Consider the following 13,799-nt stretch of genomic DNA (forward strand, 5'->3'; position numbering starts at 1 on the left):
TCCTTATTTTTTCTTCATGTTCTTTAATTTTTTCCTTAATTCGATCATCCGATAGGCATTAAGGAAATCATATGCTGCGAGGGCCATATTGATGAGCGGCCAGAACGACCACACGCCATATTCCCTTGAATAGAAAATCGCTAAATAAGTAAAGATCACACCTAAAATGAAATAGGCGAAGATCCAAAAGGTTGGTGAAAATTTCATAGTAAGCCTCCAATGATAAGTTGAGTGCTCTGTAGTTGTCTTTCAAGCTCTTGTATTTCATCCCGGAAGACCACTTGTATAAGCATCACCGATGTATTGACAGCTACATGGGCAACGATCGGAACGATCAGGCGTTTCGTTTTCACATATAAGAAGCTGAAAGTGAACCCGAGTGCTGCATAGACGAGTAGATGACTGAAGTCCCTATGGACGACAGCGAATATAAGTGAGCTGATCGAAGCAGCTATGATGAAATTAGTACGTTTATAGATTGTGCCAAAAATGACTTTCCGAAACACGATTTCTTCAAGGATCGGTCCGATAACAGATACGACGAGTATCAATAAAGGCACTGATAGCGTCAAATCGATGATCATTTCGGTATTTTTCGAGCCCGGCTCCACTCCAAAAACCTTCATTTCGATTGAAGCAGCAATGATCTGAGCGATAAATACCATCGGGACACCGAGGATTGCCCAACCGATCGTCTGTGGGAGATTCACTCTTTCGTCCCGGTATAACGGTTTTTTAAACTCTGGGATCAATAAGATGAAAATGATGATGAGGCCGATTGTAAAACTGATCACATTCCATAAACCTGGTATTTGGTCCCTCGGAACATCAAATGAAAGTAAAATCGGACCACCGACAATTCCAGAGAGCAACATTACTATATAAGTGATTAGAATCCACGCATATCGCTTATTCAAACTTTTCTCCTCTTTCATTCGAGATTTCTCGTTAACTCAATGCTCCATTTTAACATACAATCCTGCGAAATTCCTTTCTGATGAATTCAGGAAAAATCAATTTAGAAAATTTTATCTTCCTACTTGCAAAAAAAATGAAGATTGATTAATATTAAAAATGGAATTAGCACTCACTCGTTAAGAGTGCTAATAATTTAAAACTATTATCCTTAAGGAGGGTGTTTCACTTGTTAAAGCCGTTAGGTGATCGTATTATTGTCGAGCTTCTTGAAAGCGAAGAAACAACTGCGAGCGGGATTGTACTTCCAGACTCAGCAAAGGAAAAGCCGCAAGAAGGTAAAGTCGTTGCGGTAGGTACAGGCCGTATAACGGATAATGGAGAAAAAGTTGCTCTTGAAGTGACTGAGGGAGACTCTATTATCTACTCTAAATACGCTGGTACTGAAGTGAAATATCAAGGTAAAGAATACTTAATTTTACGTGAATCTGACGTACTGGCTATTGTTGGATAAGCGGTAACGTGATCGAATAGGGAGGATTCCCTACATACAACAAATCAAGGAGGTTTTTTTCAAATGGCTAAAGATATTAAATTTAGTGAAAACGCTCGTCGCTCCATGCTTCGTGGTGTAGATGCACTTGCAGATGCAGTGAAAGTGACTCTTGGACCAAAAGGACGCAACGTAGTTCTTGAGAAGAAATTCGGTTCTCCACTTATCACAAATGACGGAGTGACAATCGCAAAAGAAATCGAACTTGAAGATGCATTCGAAAACATGGGTGCAAAATTGGTATCAGAAGTTGCAAGCAAGACAAACGACGTAGCTGGAGACGGTACGACTACAGCGACAGTCCTCGCACAAGCTATGATCCGTGAAGGATTGAAAAACGTAACATCTGGTGCAAACCCGATGGTCATCCGTAAAGGAATCGAAAAAGCGACTGCAGCTGCAGTTGAAGAACTTAAGAAAATCTCTAAGCCGATTGAAGGCCGCGACTCAATCGCTCAAGTAGCAGCCATTTCTTCTGGTGACGATGAAGTCGGCCAATTGATTGCTGAAGCGATGGAGCGTGTCGGAAACGACGGCGTCATCACAATCGAAGAATCAAAAGGTTTCGCAACTGAACTTGAAGTGGTTGAAGGTATGCAATTCGACCGTGGATATGCTTCTCCATACATGGTTTCTGACTCTGACAAGATGGAAGCAGTCCTTGAAAACCCTTATATCCTTGTAACAGACAAGAAGATCGCAAACATCCAGGAAGTTCTTCCTGTACTTGAGCAAGTTGTCCAACAAGGCAAGCCGATCTTGATCATTGCTGAAGATGTTGAGGGTGAAGCTCTTGCAACGCTTGTTGTGAACAAACTTCGCGGTACATTCAACGCAGTAGCTGTCAAAGCACCTGGATTCGGTGACCGTCGTAAAGCAATGCTTGAAGACATCGGAATTTTGACTGGAGCAGAAGTGATCACTGAAGATCTAGGCCTTGACCTTAAATCTGCGAACATCGGCCAACTCGGTACAGCTTCTAAAGTTGTTGTCACGAAAGAGAACACAACGATCGTCGAAGGTGCTGGAGATAGTGCAAAAATCGCCAGCCGCGTGAACACGATCCGTGCTCAAATGGAAGAAACAACTTCTGAATTTGATAAGGAAAAATTACAAGAGCGTCTTGCTAAGCTTGCAGGTGGCGTAGCAGTCATCAAAGTAGGTGCTGCAACTGAAACGGAATTGAAAGAACGTAAGCTTCGTATCGAGGACGCATTGAACTCAACTCGTGCAGCTGTTGAAGAAGGAATCGTTTCTGGTGGGGGAACTGCACTAGTAAACGTATTGAAGGCTGTTCAAGCGATCGAAACAGCTGGAGACGAAAAAACGGGTGTGAAGATCGTTCTACGTGCGCTTGAAGAACCGATCCGTCAAATCGCACACAACGCTGGTCTAGAAGGATCTGTTGTTGTTGAGCGTCTGAAAGGTGAAGACCTGGGAATAGGTTTCAACGCATTGACTGGCGAGTGGGTAAATATGATCGACGCTGGTATCGTAGACCCTACAAAAGTTACACGTTCTGCGCTACAAAACGCTGCATCTGTATCTGCAATGCTTCTTACAACAGAAGCAGTCATCGCTGATAAGCCGGAGGAAAACAACGGCGGCGGTGGAATGCCTGACATGGGCGGCATGGGCGGAATGGGTGGAATGGGCGGCATGATGTAATAAAGACTTATAATCCTTTTAAATAAAGGGTTTTTAAGCCTTCGCTAAGTTTAAAGTGTCCGAAAAAGTGACCGATAATTTAAAATGAGTTTTATAGAAGAGGCAATTCATTAAGTTACTAAAACTTTCTGAATGCCTCTTTTTTATTTGTGATTTTCCCAAGAAATTTCTTTATTTTTCTATATCTATTCCAAAAATCCGAAGTTTGAAAGAGCTTTTTACCAATAAAAGACTATATTTACTATATTTATGATAAAATTTAAAGATAAACAAGTTTAAGTAAAAGGGGAATTGGAATGCCAATAGATTTTAATAAATTTAAGAAGAAAGAGGAAGCGCTTCATGAAACACATCCAATAAAAATATATGATGGTTTAACAAGAAGCGGAGGTCTAAACGACTTGTGGCGAGGCCAGTATTTAGCTTTGGAAAAATGGCAAGAATTACGGGATAAACCCAATCTTGTTGTTGGATTAAATACTGGTGGGGGAAAAACAGTCATTGGTTTATTACAAGGACAAGCTCTTGTAAATGAAACGCAGGGTAGAGTTTTTTATCTTTGTGGTTCAATACAATTAATTAAACAAACTGCGGATGCGGCAAAATCTTTGGGTCTGAAGGTAGCAACTTACTATAATCGGAAGTTTGAGAATGAAAGAGAATTTAATATGGGAAAGGTTCTTTGTATTACAACTTATCAAGCATTGTTTAACGGATTTAGTCGTTTTGCTAAAGATGAGATTTCCGGCTTAATTTTTGATGATTCACATGTTGCTTCCCATATTATTCGCGACCACTATACTCTTCATTTGTCTGAAGATGATTTTCCGGAAACATATTCTACGTTAATAAACACAGTAAAGAAGTACTTCGAGGATATTCATTCATCTCAACTGTTTGACCAAGTAGTGAACCATAAGAATGATCCCACAGTTCTTTTCATTCCTATGTTTGTTTGGGAAGAAGCATACAAAAAAATAACACAGGTTATGGTAGAAGAGGGTGTTCCAACCGGAAGTTCTACAAAGTATGCCTGGGAGTACTTACGGGATCATCTTGATTTATGTTCCGTTTTCCTCACTTCTTATTCAATTGAGATTACCCCATTTTTGCCTCCAGTACACCTGTTGAAGTTCATGGGAGAAAACACCAAAAAAATTTTTCTTTCTGCAACTGTACAAGATAATATTGACTCTATTAGATCCTTTGGTTTTTTACCTGGTGAAAGAATCGCACCTAAAACACGGGCGGGAGAATCTGAAAGGTTAATAGTAACTCCATACGTAAATAAGGAACTATTGGAGAAATTGTTTGAACATGTAATTGATTATAGCAAGACAAATAAAGTTCTTGTTATATCTAGTAGTGAAAGAAGGGCTCGTCGTTGGCGTCAGCATGAATTGACATTTTCAAGTGAAGATTTTGCACAAAGGGTAAATGAATTTAAATCTGCAAATTCAGGATTATTAGTTGCTCCAGCGCGCTTTGAGGGAATGGATTTTCCAAATGATACATGTAGAACACTAGTAATTGACGGGCTTCCATCTGGCACTGGTTATCTTGAGAAATTAATGTGGAATTCATTAGGGGAAGTAAAGTTATTACAAGGAACAATTGCTTCACGGGTAGTACAATCGTTGGGTAGAATATCAAGGGGTAATGATGATTATGGAATTGTGTATCTTTTTGGTAACGATTTAGCTGATTGGATTACAAGAAAACCAAATAGGGATCGTTTACCCCGTTATATCTGTGCCCAGCTTGAATTAGGTGAACGAATGTCAGAAGCCTTAACTTCTATCGAAGAACTAGAGGAATTAGAGAAATCAGTATTAGAAAGAAATCCTGGATGGTCTGAATTACACCAGGAAGAAGTCAAAAATGCATCCGTTACATCAGAACAAGATTCTTCGGAGTCTGAAACTGAAAAGGAAGAGAACGTACAGCTTCCAATTGCGGAAACACACTTCATTAAGCATTTATGGAATCGGGATTATGTAAAAGCTGCTAGGAAACTTGAACAACACTTAGATTTATTGTTTAAAGATGATAAGGGGCTTGCTGCTTGGCATTCACATTGGATCGGCTATTGCTACCTAAAAGCTGGTGATGAAGTAACGGCGAATATATATTTAAAAAGAGCAGCAAAAAGCTTTCGTGTACTTGGTGTTATCCCAGAGGAAAGAGAAAGGGTTGTCGTTTCTCCACTTATTCCAGATAATGAATCACAGTCAGCCCGTATATTGAAAGTGCTTAGTGAACGTGGAGAAATTAACTATGGCTCGTTTTCTCAAATGGATGATAGACTCTCAGCCTTATCCCAAGCAAAAATTGTTTCTTCAAATGTATATGAAGAGTCAATAAAATGGCTTGGACGGTATCTAGGTTTTCAAAGTACTAGACCTGATCAAGAGTCAGGTATAGGGCGCGGTCCAGATAATTTTTGGTTATCCTCAGAGGTAGGTATTATGATTGAAAGTAAAAGCGATAAAGGTGGGGTAGCCCCTTATTCCAAAAAGGAAGTTGGTCAAACTCACAATCATTTGGAATGGATTAAAGAAGAATATCCTGATATCCATGTGAATTGGAAATTAATGATAGCTGGCCCAGATGTAGAAGCAGCACATGCAGCAAGTCCTTCAAAGGAAATGAATGTATGGTTGCCTGAGGAAATTCATTCGATTTCTGAACGTATACGTCAGTTGATCCGAGATACTTGGAAAGAATCAACCCCGGCAACTATATACAGTGAGCTTGAAAAAAATCTTAAAGAAGCAGAGCTTACTCATATGGATATTTTAAATTTATTACCGGAAAGACCAATTAGAAAAAGTAGTCATTTAAAAAAAAATGTTAATAAAAGTGAGTAAAATAATAAGACCATTGTAAATAACTAGTCAAAGTAACCGATAATAGATGAATCCTTAATTAAAAGGGTTTCGAAAAAGTTTTGAACTTTTTTGAATCCTTTTTTTATGTCATCTTTCAAATCATTTATACCTTGGGAGAATAACATTAGATGTGTTTATATAAAACTGTCAGTACTTCTACGATAATTGACTCTTCTAGAAAATTAAAAAATAAAAAAACTTTAGAAAGATATGGTAAAATTTAGACTGAAAATTAAAGTTATTGAATCGATAATTTTTAAGATTTAAAAATTTTTTAGACAGGGGATTGTTTAAAATGGCTGAAAACAGAATACTCCCTGACCAACATCATTTTGAGCAAATTAGAAAACGATTATGGTCTGGAAGAGAATATGGAAGCGTTTCAGTAATGGTTGGATCAGGTTTTAGTTTGAATGCAGAGAAAATTTCACAAAAAGCGGAATCATTTCTTTTGTGGGGTCAACTTGTAGATAAAATGAAAAAAGATTTATATCCAAATCAAAACGATTCAGGGAGTTATGCTACAAGTGATGCATTAAAACTAGCTGATGAATATGAGTTAGTTTTTGGTAGGAAAGCACTTGAAGAACTACTTGTGAAAGCATTGCCAGATGAAAATTATGTGCCTGGAAGACTACATAAACTTTTTTTATCACTTCCCTGGTCGGATGTATTTACAACTAATTATGATACATTGCTAGAAAGAACGTTACCATTTATACATGATAAAAAATATGATGTGGTGCTTACAACTTCAGATATACCTAGCCAAACTAAACCCAGAATAGTTAAACTCCATGGAAGTTTTCCTTCTCATAGACCTTTTATTATTAGTGAAGAAGATTATAGAACTTATCCTAGAAAATATGCGGCTTTTGTAAATACTGTTCAACAATCAGTCATGGAAAATACACTATGCCTAATTGGCTTTTCTGGTGATGATCCAAATTTTCTCAACTGGATTGGTTGGGTACGTGATAACCTCGGTTCAGATACGCCTTCTATATATTTTATTGGATTTGTAAACTCCACCCAAAGGAGAACCCTAGAGGCAAGGGGAATTATTCCAATAGATTTAACACCAATATTTCCTCATGTTGAATATCCTGGTGCTTTAAGATATCAGAAAGCATTAGAATGGACTTTGCTCAATCTAAAACACGGAAAGTCACCTGATATAATGAACTGGCCGAGTTCAAGAGAAGTTGTTTATGATACACCAAGCGAAGGTTTGCCCCCTATTCCCAAAGGTCCTGCGCCTTTATCTGATTTGGGAGATTCGATGCCTAAAAAGAAAGATTTAGAAAAAGAAGATCTTCTTCACATTTATGAAATTTGGAAAATTAAACGTCAAGAATTTCCAGGATGGGTTATTACTCCTAAAGAATCAAGGGACAAAATATGGAGATATACAGAAAATTGGATTAATCCAATTTTAAATAATCTTGAAAAACTTTCTTTGGAGGAAAGGCTATTAATAATTTTTGAAATGAATTGGAGGATTGAAATTTCCTTAAGACCACTATTTAACCACTGGGTGGATAAAATTGCAGCTGTAATTAATTCAATTAATCCCTTTCATAAAGAAAATGATAGTGAACAACAAAATCAATTAAATTTCTATGAAAACAAAAATATTGATTTATATACTATACAAGAATGTTGGGTTGAATTAATATTTTCACTTGCTAGAGTATCAAGAGAAGACCAAGATCAAGATCGCTTTTTTTTATGGATAGAAAAACTAAAGCTTATTCTTCACTATAATAGAGAATGGGTAGCAAAGTGGCATTATGAAAAAAGTCTTTTTTATTTATATAATTTTGATCAAAAAAATATTTTAAAAACATTAGATGAGTGGCCTTTAACTGATGAATTACCATTTTGGGAAATTAAACGTGCATCAATTCTTACAGAATTAGGTGAGCGTAAAGAAGCTGAAAAAATTGCAGAAACTTCTTTGTCAAAAATAAGAATGAGAATCAAAGCAAACCAAATTGATTTTTCACTTTTATCCCAAGAAGGATGGGCAATGGTTCTTTTAAAAGCTTTAAAAGAAAGCCGTTGGGAGAGAGAAGCAACTCGACAATTTACTGATCGTTGGGCTGTACTAAGTAAATATCGTTGTAACCCTTGGCAAGAGACTGAAATTATGAGTTCTATACTTAAATCTTCTGTACCAGATAATTTACCTACAAACAGAACCATTAAAGGATTTGATCCAGGAACTATAACCCATCAAACCTCTTTAGGGGAGAAAAATATTGATACAATTCATTTAGCATTTTCTTTATTAAAAATGATGGAAAATGCAGGTATGCCAATAAAAATTGGAATCGTAGGAATGTATACTAAGGAAGTGGTTAATTCTGCAAAATGGATTGAACCTTACTCTCCTCTTTGGGCTTTAAGTTCAATGATTAGAACTGAAAAGGAAAAGGAGATTGCTGGATTTTTTGATCGAATACGTGTAGCGACTTTATCTGATGATGAAGTAAATCACTTTTTTAAATTGTTTTTACCATCAATGGAACAAGTTTTTAGTAAAGAAGGTAATAAAGATAGTTTTTTAAGGAGGCACTTAGGTAATTTAATTCAGATCATGTCAAGAATTTGCTTTCGTTTTTCATCAGATCAACTTTATCAATTGTTCAATTTTGGAATAAAAATAGTTTTAGACTCAAATTTTTATAATGACCATAATTTACTTCGACATACTGAAAAATTATTTAGAAGGCTTTTGTTTGCAATGTCAGATTATGAAAAAGTAGAAGTGATGCCTAAGTTACTTAAATTCCCTATACCGGGTGAAGATTCTGGTGAGTTTATTAGAGACTTAATTGATCCTTTCCATTACATTAAATGGTCTGATGAGTTTAAACTAAGTCCTGATTATGATAAAGCAGCCTGGTCAGAAGATATTAGAAGATTACTAAAAATATCTGAAGAGGGATCTAAAAAGGCTAGAGGAATAGCAATTATGAGGTTAAAAGCAATTTATGATATAAATTGTTTGAATAGTACTGAAAAACAAGAGTTTGCCACAACGCTTTGGTCAAGGACTGATGATATTGGTCTACCAAAAGATACCCATTACTATAAATTTTCATTTCTACATTTGCCAGAGTTAAACAAGGGAGATGCAAAAGAGAAATTACATGAGTATTTAACAAAGAGAGAGATGCCGTCAATATTCAACAGAGAGACTGAAGATGGAAAATCGGGAATTTCTTATTCAGGAGGAGTTGAATTTAGGCATTTTACAACAAATTGGTTAAACAGTACGCCTTTGTTTGTTTGCGCAGAAAAAGAGGATGAATATATTAATTGGAATTTAGAAGAAGTTTCTAATTTACTTGAGAAAATAATTAAATGGTGGGCGAGAGAAAAGGATGATCTTTTAAGATGGGGTACCAATCTTTTGGGTGATGATCCAAAACAACATGTGCAAAATGTAATGAATATGTTTCCTCGAATTATTTTACCTAAATTAAAAAAAGATGATGAAGACACTAAAGGTAAAATTTTGAAAATTCTAAACGATTTTGAAGAATCAGGGTTTTGCATCAATGCTACTTTACCGACTACTTTATACATTGACATATATCCATCCGAAAATGTTCAAGAGAAGTTAAGTATAGGGCTAAACTCGCTAGATGAATCCACAGTTCGTGCCTCTATTAACGGAATTGTCTATTGGTTGGTTTATGGAAGGTATGAAAGTATTCCGTCGATACCAAAGGAATTGCTAGATGATCTAGTTTATAAGATTTATAGCCGAAGACAACCTTGTTTAGGTATGGCTATAGAGATCCTTATTTTAACGATTAATAAATTTCCTAATATATTAAGTGATCGTCATAGGGTTTGGTTATGTAACGCACTCAAGTTTCTTTTGGATGAAACAGATCTCTCAAAACTTAAAGATAGTGAAAACAGAATTGGCCAACTACCAATTCTAGTTGAGTACATTCCTGATTATCGAGCTTTATCTTCAGAACTAGCAAAAAGTCTTTACCAATTATTTAAAAATCAAAAACAAGAGATTCCAGAAATAATAAATCAGTGGAAGGAAATTTCAAAAAATGATCCTTTACCAGAGGTAAGACAATTATGGAAAGACTCTTTGGAAAATCAGGAATAGTATTTCAATTTAATAATAAGTCGCATTTCTTGTAGAATTGCGACTCTTTTATCTTTTTTATAGAAGAATATAAAGGTACATGAATGATACGTAAAAGGAGAAGGATATGGTTATACTTAATATTTTTGGTGAAATTGAGGAGATTATTATTTCTCATAAGCTGGGTATTACGATATCTAATTTATCTAAAGAATGGCTAGTAGAAATAGTAGAAAATATGAAAGAAGAAATACATAATAGAGAATTTGATATTAAGAAGTTTAATAAATATGACAATCGATTTAAAAATTATAACTTAAGTGATGTTGTGTCACATGAAAATTTTAAAGGTCTACTTGAACTCAAAGATTCTGAAGAAAAAAATCTAGAAGAAATTGCTAGTAAATTAATATGCATTCAAGTAGGAGATTATGATAACTCATATCTAAAAAATAAAAATAGGTACATAGATAATCCCACATGTGAAAAAGAGTTTGAAGAAAAATTTATTCATTTTTATTCTTTTATAACTAAATATAGCTTTAATAGCAAAAATAATAAGTGGAATGTACCCTTTTCTATATATTCTTCTGAACGAGCAAGATATGAAGAAACGAGAATGTTAAATTTCATTACTGCATCAATAAAACAGAAAGCCTATAGTTCCTTCTCAGACTCTCGAAATATAATAGATGATTTAATTGAGTTTGGTAAGTTAATAGACAGTTATCTAGATAACTATGGGGATTTTCAAAAATTAGACTACCTAATTAATGCCTTATATGACGATAACAATTATAATGCATTCCATTTATTTAAAGTCTTTTCTCTTATAGAAATGTTAATAATTAATCCCCAAAAAAAGTTGTATATAGAATTAGAAGAAAAGCTTCCATATTTTATCATTGATAATGATTTTAAATCGGATGATGAGAAAAAGGGATTTGTAGTTTTAATTAGAAAAATTAGAAATAAAATAGCACATGGAGATTTTATGGCAGTGAAAAAGCTATTGGAAGATTACGCTACAAAATATATGAAACATTTTTGGTTTGACTATTATGAATATAGTAGAGAGAATTGGATTTATTTATCAATTTGTTGTAGATTAGATGAAATTGTTTCCAAAATAATATGGCAGTTAATTTATGATAAGAAAGTTTTATACTCTATTCAAAATGGAAGTAGTACTTTTTAACGCTGGTTAAGGGCATATTTATCTTTTAACGTGTCACAAAATTTGTTCTTTGATTTGACAAATGGTGGTAGTTACATTTTAATAATTGTATGGTCGATCCTTGAGGGATTAGACTTATAGAAGATAGACTTCCCTATTCGCCTGTTAAAGCATTCAAGGGAAGTCTTTTTAATTAAACTTATGAACTTCTGCTTAAAGTTAACTATTAAGATTTAACGAGAGGTCTTTCATTAAGTTACTGAACTTATCGGAAGACTCTTTTTTTACGTTTTTTGTCATGTGAGCATATATATCCATAGTTGTTTTAATGTCACTATGTCCTAATCGTTCTTGAATTTCTTTAATATGGACATTCGCTTCAATTAATAGAGAAGTATGTGTATGCCTAAATGAATGGGGTGTAATTTGTTTCTTAATTGTGGTTAACTTTAAAATTCTCTTCATTCTAATGGAGAGGAGTTTTATCGTTTTAGGATAGCCTTCGTCTGTAGCAAAAATAAAATCATTATCTATATAATAAAGTTTTTCTTTAATAGCTCTTTCTTGTAATTCCTTGTGTTTTAAGAGCAATCTGATTAATAACGGATCAAGAGTTATTGTACGTATAGATCCTTTTGTTTTAGGTGTAAGTAATGTGTATTTCGATTTGTTATTAGTTGGATTGTAATAAGTTTTAATTACACGTAATGTATGGTTGTTTAAATCAATGTCAGACCATTTTAAAGCAATCATTTCACCGATGCGTAAGCCAGTATATGCTAGCATAGTAAATGCTAATAGATCGGCTTCTAAGCCTTCATTTTTTGTAACAGTAAGAAATTCTTCCAATTCTTCTTTTTCGAGAAACTTCTCAGATAAAGAACTACCTTTTTCCAGGTCAGCTACATTTATTTTTTTCTTAGGTAATTTAATTTCTTTTGTAGGCACTTCTTTTATTAATTTTAGTGAATATGCATACTCAAATACCATATTGGTAGAGGTATGAATACTTGATAAGTAATTAGAGCTGAAATTATTGAAAGCTGATCTATTATATCTTGGTATGCTTTTCTGGTTATCTTTTGTATTGCAATATGTCCAAATTCTCTAATGATATGTTTAAGTGCAATCCTTCTAGCTCTTAAACTACTTTCCTTTGCATCTTGACTGTAATATCTTTCCCAGTCCTTACATAAAGCTTCAAAGTTCATTCTTGAAGGTTGGATATATTCATTGTTGTGAATCTGTCTTTCAAAAAGAGCAGCAGCTAATTTTGCATCTTTTTGTGTTAAAAAACCTTCTTTACTTTTTCTAATGTCTTTACCCGTTATGGGATCTGTTCCTACATAAACACGATAACCCCAGCTAATGCCTTTTTTATTTTTTTTCTTATAGATCCTTGCCATAGAATCACCTACTCAAAAAAGGTTTTAAGTATTACTTTAATTTTTTCTTTTTCGTCAGTGGTTAAAAGTTTGTTTTTATAGTATAAATCGGTATCAAGATTAAGAAGAGAGAACAAATCATTTTTTTCTAAACTTTTGCTTGTAGTCTTACTTTTTATATTTCTGATTTCCCCTAGTTGTTCGTCAAGTTCTTCGGATTTCAATGCAAGTTTAGTAACTTCTGCTTTTCTTTCTTCAAAAGATAAACCGTTTACCTTCATGTTCTCAACAACATCATCTGTTTCTATGGAAAAGTTCCCATCCGTAAAATTCATTTTTGAGTTTACGTAACCGGCTAAAAACATTAAAGTACCATATTCTACTTTGTAAAACCGAGCAAGTTTCAATAGAACTTCAGGAGTGGGCTTTCTTGGTTTTTTCGTACGTGGATCAACTCCCTTCTCCAAAGTACTTAGATAGGTATGGCTTATACCAGTACCTTCTTGAACTTCTCTCAAGGATAAATTACCTCTTAAATGCTTTAAAAAATCACCTAGTTCATTCACGTTTTCACACACCTCTACCTAAATTATATAATAAATTGTACACCATGGTTGACAGGTTTACAAATTTCTAGTATTGTTACTTCAAACACTTGTAAACCATGGATTACAAACAGGTTTTAACTTATTTTTTACCTACAATGTAAACCTTGAATTACAAATGGAATTTAACAATGAGGTGATGGTATGGACGATGTACGGATTGATGAAAAAACTGTCAATAACATTTTAGAAGAAGCCATTAATAAGCATGTAGAGGAACTTGCAAGACAAAAATACTTTTTAACTTATAGCGAACTATCTAAGTATCTTAATATTAGTAAACCGATTATTGAAGATCGATTAATAAAGAACGGATTAAAATATTACAAAGTAGGGTGCAAATATTTATTTAAAAAGAATGAAGTCGATGCTTTTCTAGATGAAATAACAGCAAATATGAATATTAGAAATAATGATTTGAAATTCTTTAATAAATTACAAAACAATATGGAAATCTTTAAGATTCAAGAGGGGAGTTGAAA

At 34.3% G+C, this 13,799-nt stretch carries 9 protein-coding genes and 1 pseudogene; 6 read left to right on the forward strand and 4 right to left on the reverse strand.

Going from position 1 to position 13,799, the window contains the following annotated elements; all coding sequences use genetic code 11:
• Positions 1–3 precede the first annotated feature (3 nt).
• Both L1611_RS17375 and L1611_RS17380 read right to left on the reverse strand, forming a co-directional pair.
• Positions 4–207, reverse strand: coding sequence for a DUF4305 domain-containing protein (locus tag L1611_RS17375; RefSeq protein WP_236314984.1), 204 nt, complete (start codon positions 205–207; stop codon positions 4–6).
• Positions 204–917, reverse strand: coding sequence for a CPBP family intramembrane glutamic endopeptidase (locus tag L1611_RS17380; RefSeq protein WP_236314985.1), 714 nt, complete (start codon positions 915–917; stop codon positions 204–206). Before L1611_RS17380 ends, L1611_RS17375 begins: the two co-directional genes overlap by 4 nt.
• 227 nt (positions 918–1,144) lie before the next feature.
• Here L1611_RS17380 and groES point away from each other — a divergent pair, with 227 nt between their 5' ends.
• From groES to L1611_RS17405, 5 genes are all read left to right on the forward strand, one after another.
• A complete protein-coding gene (gene groES / locus L1611_RS17385) occupies positions 1,145–1,429 on the forward strand; it encodes a co-chaperone GroES (RefSeq protein WP_236314986.1) in 285 nt (94 codons plus the stop codon).
• A 63-nt stretch (positions 1,430–1,492) separates the two neighbouring features.
• A complete protein-coding gene (groL, locus tag L1611_RS17390; protein ID WP_225067697.1) occupies positions 1,493–3,136 on the forward strand; it encodes a chaperonin GroEL in 1,644 nt (547 codons plus the stop codon).
• 296 nt (positions 3,137–3,432) lie between these two features.
• Complete coding sequence (locus tag L1611_RS17395; RefSeq protein ID WP_236314987.1) at positions 3,433–6,006, forward strand: helicase C-terminal domain-containing protein; 2,574 nt, start codon at positions 3,433–3,435, stop codon at positions 6,004–6,006.
• A 316-nt stretch (positions 6,007–6,322) separates the two neighbouring features.
• Positions 6,323–10,171 (forward strand): SIR2 family NAD-dependent protein deacylase, encoded by a 3,849-nt coding sequence (locus L1611_RS17400; RefSeq protein WP_236314988.1) that lies wholly within the window; start codon positions 6,323–6,325, stop codon positions 10,169–10,171.
• A 106-nt stretch (positions 10,172–10,277) separates the two neighbouring features.
• Positions 10,278–11,348 carry a hypothetical protein gene (locus L1611_RS17405; protein WP_236314989.1) on the forward strand — a complete coding sequence of 357 codons (1,071 nt, stop codon included), beginning with the start codon at positions 10,278–10,280 and terminating at the stop codon, positions 11,346–11,348.
• 198 nt (positions 11,349–11,546) lie between these two features.
• Here L1611_RS17405 and L1611_RS17410 read toward each other — a convergent pair.
• Together L1611_RS17410 and L1611_RS17415 are read right to left on the reverse strand one after the other, a co-directional pair.
• Positions 11,547–12,733, reverse strand: a pseudogene (locus tag L1611_RS17410) (site-specific integrase).
• A gap of 8 nt (positions 12,734–12,741) precedes the next feature.
• Entirely contained in the window at positions 12,742–13,278 is a 537-nt protein-coding gene (locus L1611_RS17415) for a helix-turn-helix domain-containing protein (RefSeq protein WP_236314990.1), read from the reverse strand.
• 183 nt (positions 13,279–13,461) lie between these two features.
• Between L1611_RS17415 and L1611_RS17420 the strand changes: the two genes are divergently transcribed.
• Positions 13,462–13,797 (forward strand): excisionase family DNA-binding protein, encoded by a 336-nt coding sequence (locus L1611_RS17420; RefSeq protein ID WP_236314991.1) that lies wholly within the window; start codon positions 13,462–13,464, stop codon positions 13,795–13,797.
• The last annotated feature ends 2 nt before the right edge of the window (positions 13,798–13,799 follow it).

The sequence above is a fragment of the Pseudalkalibacillus salsuginis genome (genome assembly GCF_021646685.1).
Lineage (GTDB): Bacteria > Bacillota > Bacilli > Bacillales > Fictibacillaceae > Pseudalkalibacillus > Pseudalkalibacillus salsuginis.

What these genes read in the sequence shown, in the direction of transcription:
- L1611_RS17400 (WP_236314988.1), top strand. Translation starts at nt 6,323, where the DNA reads ATGGCTGAAAACAGAATACTCCCTGACCAACATCATTTTGAGCAAATT.
- groL (WP_225067697.1), top strand. Translation starts at nt 1,493, where the DNA reads ATGGCTAAAGATATTAAATTTAGTGAAAACGCTCGTCGCTCCATGCTT.
- L1611_RS17395 (WP_236314987.1), top strand. Translation starts at nt 3,433, where the DNA reads ATGCCAATAGATTTTAATAAATTTAAGAAGAAAGAGGAAGCGCTTCAT.
- L1611_RS17405 (WP_236314989.1), top strand. Translation starts at nt 10,278, where the DNA reads ATGGTTATACTTAATATTTTTGGTGAAATTGAGGAGATTATTATTTCT.
- L1611_RS17420 (WP_236314991.1), top strand. Translation starts at nt 13,462, where the DNA reads ATGGACGATGTACGGATTGATGAAAAAACTGTCAATAACATTTTAGAA.
- L1611_RS17375 (WP_236314984.1), bottom strand. Translation starts at nt 207, where the DNA reads ATGAAATTTTCACCAACCTTTTGGATCTTCGCCTATTTCATTTTAGGT.